The 24,558-nt window shown below is 61.6% G+C and carries 21 protein-coding genes and 2 pseudogenes; 12 read left to right on the top strand and 11 right to left on the bottom strand.

Annotated features, from left to right (window positions below; translation table 11 throughout):
• Positions 1-147: 147 nt before the first annotated feature.
• Positions 148-654 (bottom strand): annotated as a pseudogene (locus DJ564_RS32900) (cache domain-containing protein); the annotation flags it as partial.
• A 273-nt stretch (positions 655-927) separates the two neighbouring features.
• Complete coding sequence (locus tag DJ564_RS22105) at positions 928-2,250, bottom strand: hypothetical protein (protein ID WP_109633308.1); 1,323 nt, start codon at positions 2,248-2,250, stop codon at positions 928-930.
• Between the two features lie 232 nt (positions 2,251-2,482).
• On the opposite strand from DJ564_RS22105, the gene DJ564_RS22100 reads away from it, so the two are divergent.
• The 5 genes from DJ564_RS22100 (at position 2,483) to DJ564_RS22080 (ending at position 8,586) form a co-directional block, all read left to right on the top strand.
• On the top strand, positions 2,483-2,872 hold the full coding sequence (locus tag DJ564_RS22100) for a cytochrome c family protein (RefSeq protein WP_109633306.1): 390 nt from the start codon (positions 2,483-2,485) through the stop codon (positions 2,870-2,872).
• A 49-nt stretch (positions 2,873-2,921) separates the two neighbouring features.
• Positions 2,922-4,412: an aldehyde dehydrogenase family protein gene (locus DJ564_RS22095; RefSeq protein WP_109633304.1), complete on the top strand. Its 1,491-nt coding sequence runs from the start codon at positions 2,922-2,924 to the stop codon at positions 4,410-4,412.
• Between the two features lie 137 nt (positions 4,413-4,549).
• Positions 4,550-5,050: a sigma-70 family RNA polymerase sigma factor gene (locus DJ564_RS22090; RefSeq protein ID WP_109633302.1), complete on the top strand. Its 501-nt coding sequence runs from the start codon at positions 4,550-4,552 to the stop codon at positions 5,048-5,050.
• Positions 5,051-5,090: 40 nt separating this feature from the next.
• Complete coding sequence (locus tag DJ564_RS22085; RefSeq protein WP_109633300.1) at positions 5,091-6,065, top strand: FecR family protein; 975 nt, start codon at positions 5,091-5,093, stop codon at positions 6,063-6,065.
• 97 nt (positions 6,066-6,162) lie between these two features.
• Positions 6,163-8,586 carry a TonB-dependent receptor gene (locus tag DJ564_RS22080; protein WP_109636161.1) on the top strand — a complete coding sequence of 808 codons (2,424 nt, stop codon included), beginning with the start codon at positions 6,163-6,165 and terminating at the stop codon, positions 8,584-8,586.
• Between the two features lie 116 nt (positions 8,587-8,702).
• Here DJ564_RS22080 and DJ564_RS22075 read toward each other — a convergent pair whose 3' ends face one another.
• Both DJ564_RS22075 and DJ564_RS22070 read right to left on the bottom strand, forming a co-directional pair.
• The gene (locus DJ564_RS22075) at positions 8,703-9,854 is read right to left on the bottom strand and encodes an MFS transporter (protein WP_109633299.1); all 1,152 of its coding nucleotides are present in this window, start codon (positions 9,852-9,854) and stop codon (positions 8,703-8,705) included.
• 137 nt (positions 9,855-9,991) lie between these two features.
• The gene (locus DJ564_RS22070; protein WP_109633298.1) at positions 9,992-10,243 is read right to left on the bottom strand and encodes a hypothetical protein; all 252 of its coding nucleotides are present in this window, start codon (positions 10,241-10,243) and stop codon (positions 9,992-9,994) included.
• 91 nt (positions 10,244-10,334) lie between these two features.
• Here DJ564_RS22070 and DJ564_RS22065 point away from each other — a divergent pair, with 91 nt between their 5' ends.
• Both DJ564_RS22065 and DJ564_RS22060 read left to right on the top strand, forming a co-directional pair.
• Positions 10,335-11,114: a helix-turn-helix domain-containing protein gene (locus DJ564_RS22065; protein ID WP_109633297.1), complete on the top strand. Its 780-nt coding sequence runs from the start codon at positions 10,335-10,337 to the stop codon at positions 11,112-11,114.
• A gap of 46 nt (positions 11,115-11,160) precedes the next feature.
• Positions 11,161-12,153 (top strand): diaminopimelate epimerase, encoded by a 993-nt coding sequence (locus DJ564_RS22060; protein WP_109633296.1) that lies wholly within the window; start codon positions 11,161-11,163, stop codon positions 12,151-12,153.
• Positions 12,154-12,263: 110 nt separating this feature from the next.
• On the opposite strand, the gene codA is transcribed toward DJ564_RS22060, so the two are convergent.
• From codA to DJ564_RS22035, 5 genes are all read right to left on the bottom strand, one after another.
• Entirely contained in the window at positions 12,264-13,511 is a 1,248-nt protein-coding gene (gene codA / locus DJ564_RS22055; protein WP_109633295.1) for a cytosine deaminase, read from the bottom strand.
• A 13-nt stretch (positions 13,512-13,524) separates the two neighbouring features.
• Complete coding sequence (gene codB, locus DJ564_RS22050) at positions 13,525-14,796, bottom strand: cytosine permease (RefSeq protein WP_109633293.1); 1,272 nt, start codon at positions 14,794-14,796, stop codon at positions 13,525-13,527.
• 181 nt (positions 14,797-14,977) lie between these two features.
• On the bottom strand, positions 14,978-15,811 hold the full coding sequence (locus tag DJ564_RS22045; protein WP_109633291.1) for an alpha/beta fold hydrolase: 834 nt from the start codon (positions 15,809-15,811) through the stop codon (positions 14,978-14,980).
• A 185-nt stretch (positions 15,812-15,996) separates the two neighbouring features.
• Positions 15,997-16,353 carry a 6-carboxytetrahydropterin synthase QueD gene (queD, locus tag DJ564_RS22040; RefSeq protein ID WP_008152165.1) on the bottom strand — a complete coding sequence of 119 codons (357 nt, stop codon included), beginning with the start codon at positions 16,351-16,353 and terminating at the stop codon, positions 15,997-15,999.
• 84 nt (positions 16,354-16,437) lie between these two features.
• The gene (locus DJ564_RS22035; RefSeq protein ID WP_109633289.1) at positions 16,438-17,517 is read right to left on the bottom strand and encodes a hypothetical protein; all 1,080 of its coding nucleotides are present in this window, start codon (positions 17,515-17,517) and stop codon (positions 16,438-16,440) included.
• A gap of 324 nt (positions 17,518-17,841) precedes the next feature.
• Here DJ564_RS22035 and DJ564_RS22030 point away from each other — a divergent pair, with 324 nt between their 5' ends.
• The 4 genes from DJ564_RS22030 to DJ564_RS22015 are packed head-to-tail and all read left to right on the top strand — an operon-like array spanning position 17,842 to position 20,437.
• On the top strand, positions 17,842-18,150 hold the full coding sequence (locus DJ564_RS22030; RefSeq protein WP_109633287.1) for a PepSY domain-containing protein: 309 nt from the start codon (positions 17,842-17,844) through the stop codon (positions 18,148-18,150).
• On the top strand, positions 18,150-18,455 hold the full coding sequence (locus tag DJ564_RS22025) for a PepSY domain-containing protein (RefSeq protein ID WP_109633285.1): 306 nt from the start codon (positions 18,150-18,152) through the stop codon (positions 18,453-18,455). Before DJ564_RS22030 ends, DJ564_RS22025 begins: the two co-directional genes overlap by 1 nt.
• Before the next feature lie 3 nt (positions 18,456-18,458).
• The gene (locus tag DJ564_RS22020) at positions 18,459-19,127 is read left to right on the top strand and encodes a response regulator transcription factor (protein WP_109633283.1); all 669 of its coding nucleotides are present in this window, start codon (positions 18,459-18,461) and stop codon (positions 19,125-19,127) included.
• Complete coding sequence (locus tag DJ564_RS22015; protein ID WP_109633281.1) at positions 19,124-20,437, top strand: sensor histidine kinase; 1,314 nt, start codon at positions 19,124-19,126, stop codon at positions 20,435-20,437. The genes DJ564_RS22020 and DJ564_RS22015 overlap by 4 nt, the downstream gene beginning before the upstream one ends.
• Before the next feature lie 201 nt (positions 20,438-20,638).
• Here DJ564_RS22015 and DJ564_RS32895 read toward each other — a convergent pair whose 3' ends face one another.
• Both DJ564_RS32895 and DJ564_RS32890 read right to left on the bottom strand, forming a co-directional pair.
• Positions 20,639-21,394, bottom strand: coding sequence for a methyl-accepting chemotaxis protein (locus DJ564_RS32895; protein ID WP_371922087.1), 756 nt, complete (start codon positions 21,392-21,394; stop codon positions 20,639-20,641).
• 102 nt (positions 21,395-21,496) lie between these two features.
• Positions 21,497-21,643, bottom strand: a pseudogene (locus DJ564_RS32890) (HAMP domain-containing protein); the annotation flags it as partial.
• A 1,529-nt stretch (positions 21,644-23,172) separates the two neighbouring features.
• On the opposite strand from DJ564_RS32890, the gene DJ564_RS22000 reads away from it, so the two are divergent.
• Entirely contained in the window at positions 23,173-24,489 is a 1,317-nt protein-coding gene (locus DJ564_RS22000; protein ID WP_162556272.1) for a Na+/H+ antiporter family protein, read from the top strand.
• Positions 24,490-24,558 lie beyond the last annotated feature (69 nt).

Raw genomic sequence — 24,558 nt, 5'->3', positions numbered from 1 at the left:
GACCTCGGCATTCTCCAGCGGTAGGCCGAGGCGGCTGGCGTCCTGGCTGTTGGCGGAAATCACCCCGCGCGGGCTGATGATGCTGATCTGGCCATGGCCGTCGAACAGTTGTCGGGCGCTGGCTTCGCTGTTGTGTTGCAGGGCGGCGAGGTTGATGTCGAGGCCGACCACGGCGATGACTTTGCCGTTGTCCATCAGCGGGAACGCGATGCTGGTCACCAGTTTGCGGCTGCCGGAGGCCTCGTCGAAATAGGGTTCCAGCACGCACGCCTGGCGGGTATCACGGGCGCAGGTGTAGAAGGCGTTATACGGCGCGCCGCTGGGGCCGGGCGAGGTGTTGGCGAGCAGTGCTTCGTCGCCGATCACCGCCTGCAGCTCGCCGGGTTTGCTTTGCACCCAGTACAGGGAAAAGCGTCCGGTTTCGTTGCTGCCCACGGCGGCCTGATCGACGAAACTCGCGTCGGCGCCGTCGAGGGCGTCGGGTTCGAAAATGACATAAAGCCCGAGCAGGTCGGGCTTGTCGATCAGGGCCTGGTGAAGTTGAGTACTCAGTTCCTGGCGCAACTGCGGTCGGGTCAATTTGCCCTGTTGTTGCAACCGCCTCAGGTACAGCAAATAGCGCGACAACCCTTGGCCGTATTCGTGAGTCTGCATGAAGGTGCGTTGCACCTGCATCGCCTGCACTTTGCCCAGCGCCTGCATGTGTTCCTTGGCCGCGTTGGCGAGCATTTCGCTGCTGGCGCGTGCTACTTGCTGGCTGCTTTGATGGGTTTGATACAGCGACAAGCCCATCAGCAAACCCACTACCAGCAACAGGCAGAGGCCGGCGAGCAGGGCGATCTTACTCTGGATCGTCAGGAATCTTTTGTGCATTGGAAAGGCCTTTTTCCATAGGGGCCAGCGGATGCGCCACTGCCCCTGTCTGACTTAGAAGGTGGTGGCAAACACCACTTGGCTGTAGAGGTTTTTGTCGTTGTTGCCCAGCTGAGTGCCGCCCTGATCGGCGCTCTTGTCCGGCTGATACAGACCAATCAGCGGCATGATGGTCAGGTGATCGTTGAGGTGCCATTCGGCGTACAGGTCGATCTCGTGACCGTCGGTGTTGCCGAGGTTGCGATCGATGGTGTCGAAGTTGAAATACATCGCGCCGACTGTGAGGTTTTCCAGTGGCGAGACTTTCAGCGTGACGTTCTGGATGCGCGAGTTGGTGTTGAACGGGCCAGCGTAGTTGCCCGCCACTTCACCCTGGAACCAGGTGCCAAAACCGCGACTGAACCCGTAGAACAGCGTGTCGTAACCTTCCGAAAAACGGCTGTAGCGGTAGCTGACATATGGCGTCCAGGGCGCGTCGGCAAAGGTCCAGCCGGCTTCCAGGTACCACGCGTCTTCGGTGGCAGTGTGCGGTTTGTCTTGCTTGGCGTATTCGCCGGAGAGGAACAGGCTTTTCACCCCGGCATTGCCCGTCGCCCGCAGGCTGTAGGTTTTCATGCCGTCGCGTTCGAGCTGCAACGGTGAGGCGTACTGTTCATCGACATCTTTGGTGTCGATGTAGGTCAGGCCGACCGTGCCGGCTTCGGCAACGTGTTCGAGGGTGCCGACGTACATTTCGGTTTTCGCTTGCGAGCGGTTGTTTGACTTCAGCCACATCAGGTCGCTGCGCCAGCCTTCCTTGCCACCCAGACGCAATACCGCGGTTTCGTCGAAGGCTTTGCGGGCGGCCAGCCAATAGGCGCCTCCACGGTTGAATTCGCCGTCGGCCAGGCCTTTGCCCAGGTTGAGCGCGTCGCCATTAATCAGGAAACCGTCGCCGACCACGATGTTCTGGCGGCCGAAGGACAGGTCGACACCGTCCTCACCCAGCACGTCAAACAGCTTGCCCGAGCGCCAGCCGAGGTAGGCGTCTTCGAATTTGGTGGTGCGCTCCGAGCCGTCGCTGAAACCGGCGGCATCGCCGTCGCCCCAGGTGCCGGAGCTGAGCAGATTCGCCGCGCCGTAAGCGGTGCCGACGCCGGCCAGGCCTTGGTCGAAGCTCAGGCCGTATTTGATGTAGCCCTCGCGCCACGACGAAGAACCCTCGTCGAGACGCCCGGACAGCGCATAGTTTTCCTGGCTGTGGAAAATGCCGAATACCGCCTCCAGCGTGGCGTTCAGGTGACTGTCGTCATCGGCATACAGTTCGTAGGCATGGGCCTGGCTGGCGCCGATCAGCAGCGCCAGCGTCGAGAGACGAAGCATGGGGGACTTGAGCATGGTGTGGCATCCATTCTTGTTCATGACCACAGGGTTGAGGTCTTTTTTGATACTAAGGCGCGGAACTTTTTCGCCCTTTTGTCTGGTTGCCAAAGAGTTGGTTGTGCTTGCCAAAATGCGTGGTTTGGCAGCCTTGCCAATACAACTGGCACGCAGGGCAAAACCTGCGTGGTAGCGAGCGCTGACAATCCGTATCAACTCTGGTCCATACGGATTTTCAAGGTTGTCTTCTATGATCACTTCGCAGAAATTCTCCCTTATCGGTTTGCTGTCACTGGCGGTGACGCAAACCGTGGTCGCCGCCGATTGCGCGCCGGACCAGGGCCATGGCGCCCAGGTCTTCGCCAATGAATGCGGGGTTTGCCACTCGGTGAGCAAAGGCACGGCCGGCCTGATGGGCCCGAACCTGGCGGGTGTGGTCGGGCGCAAATCCGGCTCGCTGGAAGGCTTCAGCTACTCCCAGGCCATGCGCAGCAAAGACGTGGCCTGGCAGGCGGAAACCATCACCCAGCTGATCACCCAACCCCAGGCCTATGTGCCCGGGACCTACATGCCCTACATGGGCATGGCTTCCGCAGATGATCGCCAGGCGGTCGTGTGCTTCCTCAAAGAACAACGCTAATCGGCCGGATATTTCAGGCTGATCCACTCGTTCGAACGACAGGTGAATTATGAGCAACGTTGAAATTCTGCCGCAGGTCGCTGCCTTCCTCGACCGCCGCCATGGCTGCTTCATCGACGGTCAATGGGTGTTGGCCGACGGCCCGACCATTGCCGTGGTCAACCCGGCCACCGGGCAAACCCTGTGCGAAACCCTGGATGCGCCGCTGGAGGTGGTCGAGCAGGCCGTGCAGTCATCCCATAAAGCCTTCAAATCCGGCGTGTGGTCCGGTTTGCGCCCGGCGGATCGGGAACGCATCCTCCTGAACTTCACCGCGCTGGTTGAGGCGCATGCCGAAGAACTGGCGCAGCTGGAAACCCTGAGCCAGGGCAAGTCGATCAACATGGCCCGCGCGCTGGATTTGAACGCCACCGTCGAGTTCATGCGCTACATGTCGGGCTGGGCGACCAAGATCGAAGGCCAGACATTCGACGTGTCGATCCCGCTGCCGCCGGGTGCCAAATTCACCGCGTTCACCAAGCGCGAACCGGTGGGCGTGGTGGTCGGCATCGTGCCGTGGAACTTCCCGCTGCTGATCGCTGCCTGGAAATTGATGCCGGCGCTGGCCACCGGTTGCACGGTGATCATCAAACCGGCGATGGAAACGCCGCTGACGGCGATGCGCCTGGCTGAACTGGCCCTGGAAGCCGGCATTCCGGCCGGCGTGTTCAACGTCGTCACCGGTGGCGGCGCCTCGGTCGGTGGCGTGCTGACCGCGCATCCATTGGTGAGCAAAGTCTCGTTCACCGGCTCCACGGCGGTGGGCAAAAGTGTCGGCGTGGCGTGCATGGCCAACATGACGCGCTTCTCGCTGGAACTGGGCGGCAAAAACCCGATGATCGTGCTGGCCGATGCCGACATCGAGAAAGCGGTGCAGGGCGCGATCCTCGGCGGCCTGCTGAACAACGGCCAGGTCTGCGCGGCGGCGTCGCGCTTCTATGTGCATCGCTCGATCCACGATCAGTTCGTCGAAGCGCTGGCCGCCGCGGTATCGGCGATGCCGATCGGCGCGGGCATGAACAGCAATGCGGCGATCAACCCGCTGGTGTCGCGCAAGCAGCAACAAAGCGTGCTCAAGCACATTGAAATGGCGCGTCGCGAAGGCGCTCGCGTAGTGTCAGGTGGCGAGTTGCTGGAAGGCGAGGGCTTCTACGTGCAGCCGACCATTCTGGCCGACATCGACCACAGCATGGCCGTGGCCCGTGAAGAGGTGTTCGGTCCGGTGCTGGGCGTGATGCCGTTCGACGACGAAGATGCGGTGATCGCCTTGGCCAACGACAACCGTTACGGACTGGCCGCCAGCCTTTGGACCAACGACCTCGGCAAAGCCATGAACCTGGTGCCGCGTATCGAGGCTGGTACGGTGTGGGTTAACGCCCACGTGCTGCTCGATCCGGCGATGCCATTTGGCGGCGTCAAACAATCGGGCATGGGCCGCGAGTTTGGTCGCGCGGTGATTGAGGCGTTTACCGAGCTGAAATCGGTGTGCATCGCGCACTGATCCAGACGTTTAAGACGGCCCCTGCAACGGGGGCCGTTGGCTCGACTGACTAACGGCGACCCTGCCGATGTGGAATCCATTGCTTCCCCTTAATAGGAAGCATTACTATTCACGCCCCGTCTCCACAGCACACCGCAATGACCCCCAAGTTGCCCCGCAGACACGGCTTTTTCGAGCATTACGAAGAGTTGGTTGGCACCTGGACCCGTCGCCTGAGAAATCGTCAGCAGGCCGAGGATCTGGCCCACGACACTTTCGTGCGGGTGCTTGAGTCCGATTCGTCGGCGGTGGAGCAACCCCGGGCGTATTTGCACCAGACCGCGCGCAACATCGCGGTGGATGGGTATCGGCGTGAGGATCGGCGGGGCGCCATGGAGTCGGAGGCGGTTGATCACAGTGCGTCGTCGTCCGGCGACCCGGAGCATTTCATGCATGCGATCCAGTTGGCTGATTCCATCGAACGGGCGCTCACCGAGCTGCCAGTCAATTGCCGCAAGGTGTTCGTCTGGCAGAAGATCGAAGGCCTGACCCAGGCGGAAATCGCCGAACGCCTGGGTCTGTCCAAGAACATGGTGGAAAAGTATATGATCCGCACCTTGCGGCATCTGCGCGACCGCCTCGACGGATTGCACCCATGATCGCCCGCGCCTTCTCACCCCCAGCCAAACAGGAACTTCCATGATGGATACTCGTGATTGTGCGTGCGGGCAAACAACGGTTCGCGACGACGCGGCGCGGTGGTTTGTGCGTTTGCAGGAACCGGCCGTGGATGTCGAGGAGTACCGCCGTTTCGAAGCCTGGCTGGCTGAACACCCTCAGCATCGCGATGAGTTCCAAGTGCTCCAGGGCCTGTGGTCGGCCGCCGATCTGCTGCCCGCCAAGCGTCTGCAAGCCCTGTGCGAAACCCCGCCGGCCCGGCGTAAACGTCAGCCGTTGGTGCGTTACGCGGTGGCGGCCAGTGTATTGGCCGTGGCGCTCGGGTTGGGGCTGTTCAGCGGTTTGAATCACCCGGCGACCTACACCGCCGACTATTCCACGGCTTTGGGCGAGCGCCGTCATGTGGCGTTGCCCGACGGTTCGGTGATCGACCTGAACAGCCGCAGCCGCATTCAGGTGCGCTATGAAAAGGACCGTCGCGGCATCGAGCTGACTGAAGGCGAAGCCATGTTCAGCGTCGAGCACGACAGCAACCGGCCGTTCGTGGTCGAGGCGGGCAGCGGCAAAGTGACCGTCACCGGCACGCGCTTCGATGTGCGCCGCGACCTCACGGAAACCCGGGTGGCGGTGGAGCAGGGCACGGTCAAGGTCCAGGGGCAGGGACCGGATGTCATCAGTCTCACCGCCGGCCTCGGCACTCGCGTCGATGCCCAAGGCGTGGTGGCTGCCGCTTACGCGGTCAATCCGGCAGAACTGACCGCGTGGCGCAGCGGCAAACTGGTGTTCAACAACGCCAGCCTTGCCGATGTCGCGGCAGAAGTTTCGCGTTACCGCGAGAAGCCGCTGACGGTCGGCAACGACAAAGTGGGCAATCTGCGCCTGACCAGCGTGTTCAAATCCGACAACACCGACGCGCTGCTCAAGGCCTTGCCGAGCATTTTGCCGGTGGCCGTACGAAACCTCGACGACGGCAGTCAGGAAATAATTTCAAAATAGATTCAGGTTTTTTTTGAGTTCTTCGTCTTCTTGTCCAACTGCAACTGGTTTGCATTAACAGCCGCACACTCTTGCGATCTACAGGACAATGTTCGACGTGAAGAAAACCACCGCTAAAAACAACAATTCACCTTGGTTGCGGCTCGCGCTCGCCCTGGCCGTCAGTGCCGCGCTACCCCAGGCGTTCTCCGCCGACGGCATCCATATTGCGGCGCAGCCGTTGGGCCAGGCCTTGAGTGAGCTGGGTCAGCAAACGTCGCTGCAGGTTTTCTTCAGTCCTGAACTGGTGGCCGGCAAACAGGCACCCGCCGTCGACGGCGACCTCTCTCCGGAACAGGCCTTGCGCCAATTGCTGCAAGGCAGCGGCCTGCAATACCAGATCGATCAAGGCTCGGTGACCCTCACGCCGGTCCCGACTTCCGCTGGCGCAGGCCCGATCGAACTGGGCGTGACTGACATCAAAGTGGTCGGCGATTGGCTCGGCGATGCCGACGCAGCGGTGGTGCAGAACCATCCCGGCGCACGCACGGTGATCCGCCGCGAAGCGATGGTCGAGCAGGGCGCCATGAATGTCGGCGACGTGTTGAAGCGCGTGCCCGGCGTGCAAGTGCAGGACGCCAACGGTACCGGCGGCAGCGACATTTCCCTGAACGTCGGCGTGCGCGGCCTGACCTCGCGCCTCTCGCCGCGCTCCACGGTGCTGATCGACGGTATACCGGCCGCCTTCGCGCCGTACGGCCAGCCGCAACTGTCCATGGCACCGATCTCCTCCGGCAACCTCGACAGCATCGACGTGGTACGTGGCGCCGGTTCCGTGCGTTATGGACCGCAGAACGTCGGTGGCGTGATCAACTTCGTGACGCGCGCGATCCCGGAGAAAGCCACCGGTGAAATCGGCACCACCCTGGAAACCTCCCAGCACGGCGGCTGGAAACACATCGACACGGCGTTTCTCGGTGGCACCGCCGACAATGGCATCGGCATGGCGCTGTTGTACTCGGGCGTGAACGGTAACGGTTACCGCGAGCGCAACAACGGCAATGACATCGACGACGTGATGCTCAAGACGCACTGGGCGCCGACCGATGTCGACGACTTCAGCCTCAATTTTCACTACTACGACGCCAGCGCCGACATGCCCGGCGGCCTGACCCAGGCGCAGTACGACGCCAATCCGTTTCAGTCCGACCGCAACAATGACAACTTCAGCGGACGCCGCAAGGATGTCTCGTTCAAGTGGACGCGGCAGCTCGACGACCGCACCCAGGCCGAAGTGCTGACTTACTACACCGACAGCTTCCGTGGCAGCAACATCGCCGCTCGCGATCAGAAAACCCTGGGCTCGTTCCCGCGCACCTACTACACCATCGGCATTGAACCGCGGGTGTCCCGTGTGTTTGACGTCGGTCCGACCACCCAGGAAGTCAGTGTCGGTTATCGCTACCTCAAGGAAGCGATGCACGAGCAGGCCAGCCGCCTGGCGCTGGTCAACAACGAGCCGGTGATTCGTCCCGGTTCGGACGGCCATGTGTACCAGGATCGCACCGGCGGCACTGAAGCCAACTCGGTGTACGTCGATAACAAAATCGACGTCGGCAACTGGACCATCACCCCCGGCATTCGCTTCGAACACATCAGCACCGACTGGCACGACCGCGCTGTGCTCGACACCGCCGGCAGACGTGTACCGGAGAAGAACCGCAGCATCGAAAGCAACGAGCCGCTGCCGGCCTTGAGCGTGATGTATCACCTGTCGGAAGAGTGGAAGCTGTTCGCCAACTACGAAACCTCGTTCGGCAGCCTGCAGTATTTCCAGCTGGGTCAGGGCGGGACGGGGGACGAACCCGCCAATGGCCTGGAACCGGAAAAGGCCAAGACCTATGAGGTCGGCACGCGCTACAACAATGAAGTGTGGGGCGGCGAGTTGACGGCGTTCTACATCGACTTCGATAAAGAGCTGCAATACATCAGCAACGACGCGGGCTGGACCAACCTCGGTGCGACCACGCACCGGGGTATCGAGGCGTCGGTGCACTACAACATGGCGGCACTCGACCCACGGCTCGACGGCCTGACCGCCAATGCAGGCTTCACCTACACCCGCGCGGTGTATGAAGGTGAAATTCCAGGCTTCAAGGGCCGTGACCTGCCGTTCTACTCGCGCCAGGTGGCGACCGCCGGACTGCGCTACGACATCAACCGCTGGACCTACAACCTCGATGCGTTTGCCCAGTCCAAGCAGCGCTCACCGGGCGTTGCGGTGAACGCCGATGGCAGCTTCACCAACAACTACATCACCGAAGGCTCCGCTGATGGTCAGTACGGCGATATCCCGGGCTACGTGACCTGGAACGTGCGCGGCGGTTATGACTTTGGTTCGCAGCTGTCGAACCTGAAAGTCGGCGCCGGTGTGAAAAACATCTTCGACAAGCAGTACTTCACCCGCTCCAGCGACAACAACTCGGGGATGTACGTCGGCGCGCCGCGCACGTTCTTTGTGCAGGCCAGCGTCGGGTTCTGATGGATCGAGGTGACCCCATCGCCAGCAGGCTGGCTCCCACATTGATCTCTGCTAAACACACAATTTGTGTTCACTGAAGATCCCCTGTGGGAGCCAGCCTGCTGGCGATAGCTTTATCAGACCTTCAACACCTTGCCGCCAATGGCCACCGCCACCAGCAACACCGCCATCAACCCAAACGCAAAACTCAAACTGCTACCATGGGCGATAAACCCGATCACCGCCGGGCCCGCGAGAATCCCCGCGTAGCCCAACGTGGTAATGGCCGGCACCGCAATGTGCTCAGGCATGACTGTCTGTTTTCCGACCGCGGTGTACAGCACCGGCACGATGTTCGAGCAACCCGCACCCAATAACGCATAACCGACCAGCGCCGCCTCCCAGGCCGGTGCAAATGTCGCCAGTGCCAGTCCCGCCGCCGCCATCAGGCCACCGAACACCATCACCCGCGTCGCGCCCAGATGCCGGACAATCCTGTCGCCGGTCAGCCGCCCGGCGGTCATGGTCAGGGCAAACGCCGCGTAGCCCAGCCCCGCGTATGCCGTGTCGATCCCGCGTTCCTGCACCAGGAACACCGCGCTCCAGTCGAGCGCCGCGCCCTCGGCCAGGAACACGATGAAACACATGCCGCCGATAAACAGCACGATGCCATGGGGTACGGCAAACGCAGGTCCCGAGCTTTCGCTGCCGTAAGGCAACAGGTGCGGCGCCGCTTTAAGCAAGGCCAGCACCAGCACGACAATCACCACCGCCATCGCCCCCAGCGGCGACAGTCCCAGGCCGAGCAGAGCGCTGACACCCGCCGCGCCGACAATTCCGCCGAGGCTGAACATCCCGTGAAACCCCGACATCATGTTCTTGCCACTGGCGCGTTCGACGATCACCGCTTGCAGGTTCACCGTCGAATCCACCGTGCCCAAACCAGCGCCAAACAGGAACAGCGTGGCGATCAATGCCGGCACCGATGACACCGTCGCCAATAACGGCAACGCGACGCAGATCAACAACGTTCCCCCGGTCGCAACCCGACGGCAGCCGAAACGCGTGGACAAGAGACCCGCCATCGGCATCGCCAGAATCGAGCCCACCCCCAGGCATAACAGCAACAACCCGAGCGTCCCTTCGTCGAGCCCGGCCCGTGCCTTGGCATACGGCACCAGCGGCGCCCAGGCGGCGATGCCAAGACCTGCGATGAAAAAGGCGATGCGGGTGGACATCTGCTCCAGGCGTCCGGGAACAAATGAGGCTTGGGTATTGAGGCTGGTCATATCAATCCTTGGCAAAAAACGTCGCGTTCCCAAGGGACAGTGACTGACCCATAGGGTTCGGTCAGCGTCCGCGCAGGTTTGCGGTGAGGCAGGGGGACATCCTTGCACAGCCTGACCCATAATCGCGAGCGCGGGTGTCACGGTTGGTCGCACAACACTCGCAAGGACTCGTCGCGTACTTGCAGGATGTCGAACAACCCCAATGCGCGAAGCGCCGGCAAGGCCGCCACAATATCGAGCTCGGCGCTTCGGCGTTTTTCTTCGTTTGCACGGTCGTCGGCAAATACCCGGGCATTGGTCAGAAAGGCCCCGACCGTGCCTTTGCGCACGGTAACTCCTTTGAATTGGCCCTGGTTTTGATCGTCGGGAAGCAGGTCTTCGGCGCGCATGGTTGAGGCTCCAGTGGATGAGCGCTCAGATTAATGTGTTGCTCTTGGCTAAACTGCGCTATCCGGGTCATTCGATAACGTGAAACTGCCAATGACTAAACCGCTGATATCTACTGAACGGGTGCAATCCTCCACGGGGCCCATGGTGATTGCCTCAGTCCTGAACAGCCCGAGCGAGCGAACCAGCGCTCCCCACCGGCACGCGCGCGGGCAATTGCTGGGCGCGCGGCGCGGGCTGTTGACGGTGGCGGCGGCTGACCATCACTGGGTGGTGCCGGCGACCCATGCGGTCTGGATTCCACCGGACTGTGTGCATGGCTTGCGCTCCCACGGTCCGTTCCACGGCTGGAGTGTCTACGTGGCCGCGCCGGCCTGTGTCGATTTGCCCGGGCAACCCTGCATCATCGCGATTTCGGGGTTGCTGCGCGAGGCCGTCGATCGGGCGGCGACCTGGGGCGAGGGACCGATGGATCAGCGGCAGGAGCGGATCGCCCAACTGCTGCTTGATGAGATCGCCGTGCTGCCCGCCGAGCCCCTCGGACTGCCGCTGCCACTCGATCCTCGTCTGCGACGGATCAGTCAGGCACTGGCCGACGACCTTGCCGACAACCGTTCACTCGCGGAGTGGGCGCAATGGGCAGGCTTGTCTGGCCGGACCCTGGCCCGACGCTTCGTCAGTGAAACCGGCTTCAGCTTCAGCCAATGGCGCCAGCGCGCACGCTTGCTGCGGGCGCTGGAGTTGCTCGCCGCAGACGTTCCAGTGACAACCATTGCGCTGCAACTGGGTTATGACAATGTCAGCGCGTTCATTGCCATGTTCCGCCGCGCGCTTGGCGTGACGCCGGGGCGGTATTTCATCGCAGCCAGTTGACGCCTACAGTACAGGCTCTTTTTCAGGCTGATTTCAGGACTGATCCATGACGCCGTTCTACGATGCTCGAGGCAATATCTACGCGGTGGTGGCGCCCGACGAGGTGCGCGGTAGCGGTATCGAATTGCCGGACCAGGCCAGCCACGCTACGCAATCCCGCGAGCATTGGGCGTTGGCAGCCATCGAGTCGTTCTGCAGTTGGGCGCCCGGCACGCAACCGGCGGGCAGCAAAGACCATCGCTGCGACGGGTTGCTGGTGGGGCCGTTTCAATCGTCGCCACCCTTTGATCTGTTAATCGTCAATACCGACGGCACCCTGGCCGAGCGCAGTGGCAACGGGTTGACGATTTTTTCCCAGTCGCTCAGCGAGCAAGGATTGATGCCGAAAGAACAGGCGTGCCTGCTGCGGATTCATCACGACAAGCGCGATGCGGTTTCACCGGTGGAAACCACGGTGAAACCCGCTGAAGTCGATGGCGTGCAAGGGTTCTGGCTGGATTTGGGCAAACCTTCGTTCGGGTCGCAAGCGGTGGGCGCGCGCGAGGTTGAAGGCGCGACGCTGAATGAGCGCGAAGTCAGTCATGTGCAGCCGTTATCGGCGCTTGATCCGGCCTGGAATCGCAGCCAGTTTGTGCGCATCGGCAATCCGCATTGTGTGACGTTGCTGACAGATGCCGAGGCGTTGCCGAGCAATGAGCAGATGCGTGAGCCGCCCTTGGCGCAAGGCTTGTTGCGTATCGCCTACGCCGCGCCGACCGGAGCAGGGCTGCCGTGTCCGGCGGGGGTGAATTTGCAATGGGCGATGCTTGAGTCCGAGGGGCGCGTGGTGGCGCGGGTGTTTGAGCGTGGGGAAGGGCCCACCGCGTCGTCAGGCACCAGCGCCAGTGCGGTGGCGTGTGCGGCTTGGCGGGTGGGTTGGGTGGCGGCGGGGGAAGTGAAAGTGGTCATGCCGGGCGGTACGGCGCCGATTTTGCTGGAAGAGTCGGAGGGCGAATTGAGTCGGGTCAGGCTGTTCGGCACGGCGCGGTTGATGAGTTGAATCAGCGGGCCCCATCGCGGGCAAGCCCGCTCCCACAGGGTTTGTGAACGACACAGATCCCTGTGGGAGCGGGCTTGCCCGCGATGGGGCCTGCAAATTCAACGAAAATCTCAGCTCGAACCGTCACTGAACTCCACCACCGGCATCGTCCGCTTCATCAACACCTTGCCATCGCGCACCGAATACAACGGCAAGCCCTGACTGCGAATCACCTCGTAATCGCTGTCCGCCGACAGAATCAGCAAATTCGCCGGCCGTCCGGCCTCCAGCCCATAGCGGTCCCCAAGGTTCATCGCCTTGGCGCTGTTATCGGTGACCAGGTCCAGGGCACTTTGCAGGTTGCGGTAACCCAGCATGTGGCAAATATGCAGCCCCGCTTCCAGCACCCGCAGAATGTTGCCGTTACCCAGCGGATACCACGGGTCAACGATCGAGTCCTGGCCGAAACACACGTTCATCCCCGCTTCCAGCAACTCATTCACCCGGGTCACGCCGCGGCGTTTCGGGAAGGTGTCGAAGCGCCCTTGCAGGTGAATGCTTTCGGTCGGGCAGGAGACAAAACTGATCCTCGAATGCCCGAGCAGACGGAAGAGTTTGGCGCAGTAAGCGTTGTCGTAGGACCCCATCGCCGTGGTGTGGCTGGCCGTTACCCGCGAACCCATGTCACGACTGCGGGCTTCTTCGGCCAGCACTTCAAGAAAGCGTGAATGCGGGTCGTCGGTCTCGTCGCAATGCACGTCCACCAGGCAACCGGTGCGTTCGGCCAGGTCCATCAGGTACTTCACCGAGCTGACGCCTTGATCGCGGGTGTACTCGAAATGCGGAATACCGCCGACCACATCAGCGCCCATGCGGATCGCCTCTTCCATCAGCTCCCGTCCGTTGCGATAGGACTCGATGCCTTCCTGGGGGAACGCGACGATCTGCATGTCGATCAAGTGACGGCTTTCCTCGCGCACTTCGAGCATCGCCTTGAGCGCGGTCAGTTGGGGGTCGGTGACGTCGACGTGGGTGCGCACATGCTGGATGCCGTGGGCGGCGAGGGTCTGGATGGTTTTCTTGGCGCGGGTCTTGGTGTCTTCCTCGGTGATGGTCACCTTGCGTTCACCCCAGCACTCGATGCCTTCGAACAGCGTGCCGCTCATGTTCCAGCGCGGCTCGCCGGCGGTGAGGGTGGCGTCGAGGTGAATGTGCGGCTCGACAAAGGGGGGCACCACCAGGTTGCCGCCGGCGTCGAGGTCGTCGGGGCCGAGGGTCGGGGCTTCGGTCTGACGGGCGATGGAGCGGATCAGGCCGTTTTCCAGGTGCAACTCATGCAGGCCTTCTTGGTTGCGCAGGCGGGCGTTGATGATGTGCATCAGGCGAATCCTTTTATAAATCTTGTAATGGCGCTTCAGCAGCACGGGCACCCAGTACGCTGGTCAGTAACACATACGTTAGCGCGGCAGCGGCAATCCCTACCAGTGGCGCGATCCAGGGTGAGCTGAACGCGGCGACAGTGCCCACGGCATAGGCGGTCAAACCGGGCCAGTTGAACGCCGGCAATCGAGCATCGGCCAGACGAGGATATTGACCACGATAGCGGTAGAAGAAATCCGCCATGATCACGCCGCCTATCGGCGGAATCACCGTGCCCAGCAGAATCAGGTACGGCACCAGCATGTCGTACATGCCCAGCAGCGCGAGCAAGGTGCCGATCACTGCGCCGGCCAGGGTCACGGTTTTGCGACGACCGGTGCGCAATAGGTTGCAGCCGGCGACGGCGAAGTTGTAGATGGTGTTGTCCTGGGTGCTCCAGATGTTGAGCAGCAACATGGCCATCGCGGCCATGGCGAACCCTTGCAACAGCAGCACTTCGACCACGTCCGGTTGCTGGTAGACGATGGCCCCGTAGGCCCCGATCAATACCATCAGGCCGTTGCCGATAAAGAAGCCGATCAGGCTCGCCAGTACTGCGACCCGGGCGGAACGGGAGAAGCGCGTCCAGTTGGTCGCCTGGGTGGCGCCGCTGACGAAGGTGCCGAACACCAGGGTGATCGCGGTCGACCAGTCCAGCGTGCCGGTCGGGACCACCGCGAGCAGCCCATCGAGCCCGCCGACCTTTACCGTGGCGACCCACATCGACAGCATCAGCAGCAACATCATCGCCGGCACCGCGATGTAGGAGAGGATTTCCAGCCCGCGATAACCGACATACGCGGTCGCGCAAAACGCCAGACCGAACAACACCATCAGGCCCAGCACGGTGCCTTCGTTCAGTTCGAAATACTTGCCCAGCACCACCGCGGCCGTGGCCGTGCCCCAGGCGTACCAGCCGATCTGGGTGAAGCCGAGGATCAAGTCGCTGAGCTTGCTACCCACTTCACCGAAACAAAAACGCCCCATCAGCACCGAGTTCAAACCGCTCTTGAAGGCGATGTAACCCAGGCCTGCGGCGTAGATCCCCAGCAGCAGATTGCCGACGACGATCACCGCCATCATCTCGCCAAAACTGAACGCCACGCCGAGCTTGCCGCCGGCGAACATGGTGGCGGTGAAGAAGGTAAAGCCCAGCAGCACCATGGCGGTGGAGGCGAGGCCCTTGCGGGCATGCATCGGCACTTCGCTGAGGGGGTAATCGTTGCCCGGATCTTTTTGCGTCATGTGGCGTTCCTTGCTGAATGGGGGGACGCGGGAGGGTTGCAGTGGTCGTGCCAAGCGGGGATGGCTTAGTTATGTATAGCCGAGCAGGCGGGATTGACGCGGGGGCGGGCACAAAAGCGGTGCGCCCGACAGAACACAGAACCCATGTGGGAGCGACCTGTGGTGAGGGGATTCGGTTTGTTCAGGGAGATTGGATCAGGGGCAAAAACTTCAGCAACGCCGCGACGATGGCTTCCGGCGCATCCTCCTGAACCAGATGCCCGGCATTCGGGACGGGATAAAACTGCGACCCGGCCATCATCTGATGCAGCGCCCGTCCACGCTCGATGGGAATCCACTGATCATCCTCGCCCCATAGAATCTGCACCGGGCAACGCACCGTCGGGTACAACCCTTCGGCCTCGCGGGTATAGCGCTCGTCCATCTGCGCAATCTGCCGATAGAACGCTGCTTGCCCGGGATCGCCCAGCCACGGTTGCACGTACGGGTCGAGTTCTTTATCGGGGATGTCGCGCTTGATCGCCCCGCGAATATACGCCGGCACAATCGCCCGCTGAATGTAATCGGGCAGTCCGCTGAACGCCGCTTCATGCTGGCGTACGTGCTGCACGAACGGCGAACCCCACGGTGTCAGCGCCACCGGATCAATCAGGGTCAGGCTGCGATAATCCTTGCCGTTCAGCAGGTGCGCGCGCAGCGCGGTGGCGCCGCCGAAGTCGTGAGCCACCACGTCCGGTCGCTCCAGGCCCCAATGGTCGAGCAAGTTCGCCAACAGGTCGTTCTGCACACCCAGCGACACATCGCCGGTGATTTTCTCGGATTGCCCGTAACCCAGCAGGTCGAAGTAATGCACCCGGTGGGTGGTGATGAAGTGCGGAGCGATGCGGTGCCACACGTAAGACGAAAAGGGCGTGCCGTGCACAAACACCAGCGGCGGGCCGTCGCCACGGACGGCGTAACGAACGGAATGCCCGTTGAAGCGATAGGTCTGAGCCAGCGGCCAGTCAGTCCTCATGGGGATGTCCTCTTGGCGTGTTCGAGCCAAAAAGCATAGGCATAAAAAAACAGCCGATGAAGGCTGTTTTTTGTATCACTGACGAAACGCATTCCCCCTGTGGGAGCGGGCTTTTGTGGCGAGGGGATAAATCCCCTCACCACAAAGGCTCCCACACAGGGGTTTGTGTTGTCTTTTAGAACGGCTTATTCGCCGTGATAAATGCAGCCACTGGTGCACGTCTCGTGAATGCGGATTGCGCTGAGTTCCGGCAGCAGCGGCTTCAGCTCTTTCCAGATGAACTTGGCCAGCACTTCGCTGGTCGGGTTTTCCAGGCCGGGTATGTCGTTCAGGTAGTTGTGGTCCAGGCGTTCGTACAGCGGCTTGAAGATCGCCTTGATTTCCGAGAAATCGCGGATCCAGCCGGTGTGCGGATCGAGGTCGCCGCTCAAGTGGATCGCCACTTTGAACGAGTGACCGTGCAGGCGGCCGCACTTGTGGCCTTCCGGTACGTGAGGCAGGCGGTGGGCGGATTCGAACGTAAACTCTTTGAAGATTTCCACAGTGATTTCAGCTCTGTCAGGTGGCGATCGCCGCGGCGATGTGGGCAGGCGGCGAGTTTACCAGAGCGTCGGGCAAAACACTGACTAAAGGGTCAGCAAGCGCTCGCCGAGGCGACCATTGGCGGCCAGTTCGAGGAACTCGTCACCCAGGCGACGGCTTTCATCCATCGTCGTACGCCAGTATTTCTGCCGGCTCGGGGCATCGCCCATGAAGCGTTTGAAGTCGTTGCGGTCCGGCAGCTTGCCGTAGGGCAGGCGCGCCAGGTAGTCCTTCGACGGCGCCAGCAGCAGAACATCCTGCAACCGTTCAGGGCAGGCCCGGCGCCACGGCAGGGTCTTGTCGAACCAGCCGGGAATGACCCGGTCGGTGAAGTGCGGATACAGCACAATGTCGTTGCCGCTGTAGGGCAGGTCGAGGTGATAGTCCAGCAGACCGCCATCGCGGAACGTCCCCGCACCTGCGCCCGGCAAATCCCGCACGCCTTCCATCACCATCGGGATCGAGCCCGAGGCGAGCAGGGCCTGGCGCAGGTTGCCGGCATTCAGCGCAACGAAGCGCGACGGGAAATCATTCAGTGCATTGACCGGCGGCGCCAAGCGCGGGTCGTGGATGATCAGCCGTTCGAAGTGCCGCGACAGGCGCGCGCGACCGCGCAGGTTGTCAGCGATCACCGACGACAGGCCCAACCCGAGGCGGCCGCGATGATCATCCGCGAGCAAGCCGTGGCTTTTGACCACCATGATGTTCAGGCGGTAATGGGCGTTGTCCAGAATCGACGCATCGCGACCGTCGAGCAGCTCATCGAGCATGCGTCGGGAGCTCTGGCTGATCTGCGCCATGGTCACGCCCTTGTCGAAGTTCTGCTCGGTGTAGAGGTGACCGAGGCGCCGGATGCCTTCGGCGGCGTCCGGCAGACAGGCGCTTGCAAAACGCCAGGAACCGACCGACGCACCAATCAACGAACGCTCCCGCGGAGCCGTCGGCAGCCATTCGCCGAACAACGCCAGGTCCAGACCTTGAATCCCCAAGGCTTTCGGCCCACCGGCGGCACCTGGCAGCGTACCGACATCGGCGGCGCTCAAACCGTTTTCACGGATGCGCGCCAAGGCACGCGGGCCGGCCTTGAGAGTCAGGGAAGGGAACTTGATGTGGATGGCGGTCATACCGGTCTCGATGTCTGGCAAGCGGGGGATTATAAACAGCTCAGGCATCACCACAAATCCACTGTGGGAGTGACCTGTGGCGAGGGGATTTATCCCCGTTGGGTCGCGAAGCGACCCCAAAAATTTAGGCGACAGCACAGAATTTACGACTGCTTCGCAGCCGAACGGGGATAAATCCCCTCGCCACCAAAGCTCACTCCCACAGATTTTGTGCAGCTCTGCGATATCGAGGTGCCACTCCCAATGATGGCAATTCAGTTTCAGTTAAGTTCGCCTCGTTATGGTGCACCCCGTAGGCAACACATAAAAAATACGGAGACACCCATGAAAACCCTGACTGCCCTGTTCACCGCGTCCATCCTCACCCTGACCGCCAGCCTCGTCCATGCTCGTGACTTGGGCCCCGATGAAGCCCTGCGGCTGCGCGACGCTGGTACCATTGTGTCTTTCGAGAAGCTCAACGCCACCGCTCTGGCCAAACATCCCGGTGCCAAGATCACCGAAACCGAGCTGGAAGAAGAGTACGGCAAGTACATCTACCAGGTTGAGCTGCGCGACCCACAAGGCATTGAGTGGGATCTGGAATTAGACGCTGTCAGCGGGCAGATTCTCAAGGATCATCAGGATACGTAATGAAGGTGTGTTCATTTTCACGCATGGCGCTGGTACTGCTGGCGTTCTGCTCAGTCGTCATGGCCCGCGACCTCGACCAGGACGAAGCCCTGCGCTTGCGCCAGCAAGGCGTGATCCTGCCGCTGGAGCAACTGTTGAAGCAGGCGCTCGACCGCTACCCCGGCTCGAAACTGCTGGAAGCCGAGCTTGAAGAAAAACACGACGTCTACATTTATGAAGTCGAGCTGCTGACCGCCGAAGGGGTGGTCCGTGAGCTGGACCTCGACGCCACCACTGGCCAGTTATTGAAAGACAAGGAAGATTGATCGATGCGTTTGCTTCTGGTGGAAGACCACGTGCCGCTGGCCGACGAATTGATGGCCGGCCTCAACCGGCAAGGTTACGCCGTGGACTGGCTGGCCGATGGCCGCGACGCGGTGTATCAGGGCAGCAGCGAGCCCTATGACCTGATCATCCTCGACCTCGGCCTGCCGGGGTTGCCGGGGCTCGAGGTGCTGGCGCAATGGCGGGCCGGAGGTCTGGCGACGCCGGTGCTGATCCTCACGGCGCGCGGTTCCTGGGCCGAGCGCATCGAAGGCCTCAAGGCCGGCGCCGACGATTACCTGACCAAACCGTTCCACCCTGAAGAGCTGCATTTGCGAGTCCAGGCGTTGTTGCGTCGCTCTCACGGTCAGGCCAATCAGCCGACGCTCAAGGCAGCCGGGCTGCACCTGGATGAAGGCCGTCAGTGCGTGACCCGCGACGGCGCCGACATCCAGCTGACCGCCGCTGAATTCCGCCTGCTGCGCTATTTCATGCTGCACCCCGAGCAGATCCTTTCCAAAAGCCACCTCGCCGAACACCTCTACGACGGTGAAACCGAGCGCGATTCCAACGTGCTCGAAGTTCACGTCAACCACCTGAGGCGCAAGCTCGGGCGCAGCGTGATCGAAACCCGTCGCGGCCAGGGTTACCTGTTCGGCGGACAAGCCCAGTGAGATCGATTCAGCGCCGCTTGAGTCTGGGGCTGATCAGCGTGATGGTGGTCGTCGGCCTGGTGCTGGCGCAAACCAGCTTGTGGTTGTTCGAAAAGGGGCTTCAGCGCTACCTCGAAGACGGTTTGCGCAACGACAGTGAAAACCTGCTGGTGGCGCTGGTGCGCGGGCCGGCGGGGTTGCAACTGGATGAGCGGCACCTGTCGCCAGCCTATCAACGACCGTTTTCCGGGCACTACTTCCGTATCGATTTTGCCGACAAGCATTGGCGCTCCCGCTCGTTGTGGGATCAGGAACTGCCGCCACTCGACCATCCCGGCCTGCACAGCAACCTGCAACTGGGTCCGGAGGGCCAGCAATTGCTGGTGCTGCGTTCGGATTATCGACGGCTCGGGCAATCGATTTCGATCAGCGTGGCGCAGGACTACACGCCGGTGCGCGAGAGCTTCCGGCGCATGCAGCAGATCGGTCTGGGCCTCGGGTTGGCGGGGCTGCTGCTGATTCTGCTGCTGCAACGCATCACCGTGCGCCGCGCCTTGCGTCCACTGGAAAAGGCCCGTGAACAAATAGCCCAGTTGCAGCAGGGCCAGCGCTCGCAACTCGATGATCAGGTGCCGGTGGAACTGGAGCCGCTGGTGGCGCAGATCAACCATTTGCTCGCGCACACTGAAGACAGCCTCAAGCGTTCGCGCAACGCTTTGGGCAACCTCGGGCATGCGCTGAAAACGCCGTTGGCGGTGTTGTTGAGCGTGGCTTCCAGCGAGAAGCTCGACGGTCATCCCGAACTGCGCAAGCTCCTCAAGACGCAACTGGAACAGGTCCAGCAACGACTCAATCGCGAACTCAATCGCGCCCGGTTGTCCGGCGATGCGCTGCCGGGGGCGTTGTTTGATTGCGACGGGGAACTGCCGGGGTTGCTGGCGACGTTGAACATGATTCACGGCGAACACCTGAACCTGAGCTACCGCGCACCGGCCGGTTTGCAGCTGCCGTGGGATCGCGAGGATCTGCTCGAATTGCTGGGAAATCTGCTGGATAACGCCTGCAAATGGGCGGATGCCGAGGTGCGGTTGAGTGTGGTCGAAACGGCGCAAGGGTTTGAGCTAAGCGTGGAAGATGATGGGCCGGGGATTCCCGAGGCACAACGCGATCAGGTGCTGAGCCGGGGAACACGGCTGGATGAACAGACGGATGGGCATGGGTTGGGGCTGGGGATTGTGCGCGACATCGTCGACACGTGGGGCGGGGTGATGAGGTTGGAGGAGAGCGAGTGGGGTGGGTTGCGTGTGATGATTGAGTTGCCTAAGCGCTAGAACTTGAAATCCACCCCTCACCCTAACCCTCTCCCCAGGGGGTAGAGGGGACTCACCGAGTTGTTTTTTAGATATTCTGCGACCGAGGAAATAAAGACGAGCTCAGGTTTGGAAGCCAATGGAGATCGGCTCCCTTTCCCCCTCTCCCCTTTGGGGAGAGGGCTGGGGTGAGGGGTGTTTTCATATGACGCCCCACTAAGTTCAGACCCGAAACTGATCCATCAAACTCTGCTGTTGATTCGCCAGGCTATTGAGCGACTGACTCACCCGTGCCGACTCGTTCGCCTGCCCTGACAGCGACTCCGTCACATCGCGAATCGTCGCCACGTTGCTGTTGATTTCCTCGGCCACCGCGCTCTGCTCTTCGGCCGCAGACGCAATCTGCAGGTTCATGTCGCTGATCACCGTCACCGCCTCGCCAATCTGACGCAGCGCCGTCACCGCCTGGCCCACTTGCTCGACGCTGCCTTGCGCCTGGCGATGGCTGTTGTTCATCGAGCCGACCACATCCTGCGTGCCACTTTGCAACTGCTCGATCACCAGACGGGTTTCTTCAACCGACTCCTGCGTGCGTCGCGCCAGATTGCGTACCTCATCGGCCACCACCGCAAACCCACGGCCGGCCTCACCGGCACGGGCCGCTTCGATCGCGGCGTTGAGCGCCAGCAGGTTGGTCTGCTCGGCGATGGCACGAATCACTTCCAGCACCGAACCGATTTTCTCGCTGTTGGCCGCCAGGCCTTCGACTTGCACCATGGCCGCGCTCATGTCGGCGGCGAGGTTGTCGATGCTGGTGGTGGTCTGGTCGATGACGGTCAGGCCTCGGCGAGTCGCTTGATCGGCATCCTTTGCCGCCTGGGCGGCTTGCGCGGCACTGCGGGCGACGTCCTGGGCGGTGGCGCTCATTTCGTGGGACGCGGTGGCGACCTGATCGACCTGACGGTATTGCTGCTCCATGCCGGCGCTGGTCTGCGTGGCGATGGCGGAGGATTGGTCCGCGGTGCTGCGGGCGTCCTGCACCGAGCGTTTCACTTCGGCGATGATCGGTTGCAGCTTGTCGAGGAAACGGTTGAACCAGCCGGCCAACTGGCCCAGTTCATCCTGCTTGTCGTAAGCCAGGCGCCGGGTCAGGTCGCCTTCGCCGCTGGCAATGTCTTCGAGCATGTGCGCCACGCCGAGGATCGGTTTGGTCACGCTGCGCGCCATCAGCCACACCAGCAACAAACCAATCAGCGCGGCCAGTACACCGAGTCCGAGTTCAACCAGAGTGCCGCTGCGGTTGCTGTCATCGAGTTGGTTTTTCAGGGCTTCGGCAGGGCCGACCAGGACTTTTTCCGGCACGTCGAGCAACACGCCCCAGGGTTTTCCACCGGGGATCGGCTGGAAAGGGGACAGCACTTTCAGTTGCTGGTTGCTGTGCAGGCTTTCGGTTTTGCTGCTGGTGGCGAGCATGCGAATCAGCTCGGCACCGTTGGTCTTATCCACCGCATCCAGGCGCTGGCTGAGTTTGCTGGCGTCCGGGCTGTAACCGGCGAGCAAGCCGGCCGGGCTGATGATGCTGACATTGGTCTGGCCGTCATAGAGTTTTTTGCTCGCGCCCTGACTCATGGCCTGCAGGCTGTTGAGGTTAATGTCCACAGACAGCGAGGCGATGACTTTGCCGTTGACCATCAGCGGGAACACGATGCTGGTCATCAGCACGTTCTGGCCGTCGATCACATAGAAATACGGTTCGATCACGCACGGCTTGAGCGTGGTGCGCGGGCAAGTGAACCACGCGTTGGCCGCTTCGCCGCTGGGGCCAGCTTTGGTGTCGGCCATGTCGCTTTCCGGCAGCGCCATCGACGTCACGTTGCCTGGCGTCGGTTGCGACCAGTACAGGGCGAAACGGCCCTTGTCGTTGCTGCCCAGCTCGGCCTGGCCGGCGAACAGATCGTCCTTGCCGTCCAGCGCGTTGGCTTCAAACACCAGCGACAGGCCAAGCAATTCCGGGTTGGCTTGCAACGCTGACTTGACCTGGCGGGTCAGGTCTTCACGCAGGTCGAAGGCGTCCAGAAAGCGCTTCTCCGCCTGATCGCGCAGGAACAGCACCTGACGCGAAAAACCGTGGCCGTACTGATAGGCGTCCATGAACTGCTGGCGAATCACCAGCGCCTGGTTTTCACCCTGGGATTCGATCCGGGCCTGAGCGGCTTCGGTGAGCATCTCCATGCTCGAGGCTTTCACCATTTCGGAGCTGTGCTCCATGCGATACAGGGAAAGACCCACCAGCAGGGTCACGATGCCGGTCAGGCACAGCCCGGCCAGCAGGGTGATTTTCCATTGGATGGAAAGTTGTCTGAGCGACATGGAGAGACGTCCTTATTCGATATTTATCTGAGACTTTGCACTGTAACGGCCGTCATTCGGCTTTCTTTATGCCATCGGATAAATGGGTACCTGTGGCGAGGGAGCTTGCTCCCGCTGGGGTGCGAAGCGCCCCTAAAACCTGAGATAGCGGTTTGTCAGGTACACCGCATAGGCTCAATTGCGACTGCTGCGCAGTCGAGCGGGAGCAAGCTCCCTCGCCACAGGTCACCCTATGTTGTTACACATCGTTACCGACCACACGCTTTGACACCGGGCCGACTCTGCGGCACAGTGCGCGCCCTCTAATAAAACCCATTCTTCAATCCGCTGGCGGCTCTTCGCAGACGGCCGGCTGAGCTCATTTCGCTTGCCCTGAGGTAACGATGATTAATGCTGTAATTGCCGCGGTCGGCGTCATGCTGATCCTCAGCCTGTCCCGCGTGCACGTAGTGATCGCGCTGATTGTCGGCGCCCTGGTCGGCGGATTGACCGGTGGCCTGGGCATCGACGCCACCCTTAAAGCCTTTAACAGCGGCCTCGGCGGCGGCGCGACGGTCGCGTTGTCCTATGCCTTGCTCGGCGCGTTCGCCGTAGCGATTGCCAAGTCCGGCCTGGCCCATGCCCTGGCGGACAAAGCCCTGCTGATGGTTGATCGTCAACACGCCAACGGTGGCCGTCAGGTCAAGTGGCTGCTGATCGGCTTGCTCTGGGTAGTGGCCATCGCTTCGCAGAACATTCTGCCGATACATATCGCCTTTATTCCGCTGCTGGTGCCGCCGCTTTTATATGTGCTGACCAAGCTGCAACTGGATCGCCGTTTGATCGCCTGCGTCATGACGTTCGGCCTGATCACGCCGTACATGTTCCTGCCGGTGGGCTTCGGCAACATTTTCCTGAATGAAATCCTGCTGGCCAATGTTGCCCGCAGCGGCGTCGACATCAGCGGCATCAACGTCACACATGCCATGGGCATTCCGGCGCTGGGCATGGTCGTGGGCCTTGCGGTCGCGTTTATCAGCTACCGCAAGAAACGCGTTTACGACCTGGAAAAGATCGAGAAAGTCGAGCAAGTCGCGGTGGAATACAACCCGCTGAGCCTCATGGTGGCCGCTGTGGCCATCGCGGCGGCGTTCATCATTCAATTGCTGCTGGATTCGATGATCATCGGGGCGCTGTCTGGATTCCTGATCTTTTCGGTGTCGGGCATCGTGAAATGGCGCGACACCGACGACCTGTTCACCGAAGGCATGAAGATGATGGCGATGATCGGCTTCATCATGATTGCCGCCTCGGGTTTCGCCGAAGTGATGAAAGCCACCGGTGAGGTGCAAACGCTGGTTGAGACGTCGGCGTCGTGGATCGGGCACAGCAAAGGCGTCGGCGCGTTGTTGATGTTGCTGGTCGGCCTGCTGGTGACCATGGGCATCGGTTCGTCGTTTTCCACCGTACCGATCCTGGCGGCGATTTTCGTGCCGTTGTGCGTGCAACTGGGGTTCAGCCCGATTGCGATCGTGTGCATCGTCGGCACGGCCGGCGCCCTGGGTGACGCCGGTTCGCCGGCCTCGGACTCAACGCTGGGCCCGACCTCTGGTCTGAATATCGATGGCCAGCATCACCACATCTGGGACACCGTGGTCCCGACCTTCCTGCACTACAACCTGCCACTGCTGGCGTTCGGCTGGGTCGCCGCGATGGTCCTTTAACCCCTATTCCCTGTGGGAGCGAGCAAGCCCGCTCCCACAGGGAACTCAGTGTGCCTGCGATTCAACTTT

Origin of the sequence: Pseudomonas sp. 31-12, assembly GCF_003151075.1 — a bacterium.
Lineage (GTDB): Bacteria > Pseudomonadota > Gammaproteobacteria > Pseudomonadales > Pseudomonadaceae > Aquipseudomonas.
This window is presented reverse-complemented; position numbering and strand designations above follow the sequence as displayed.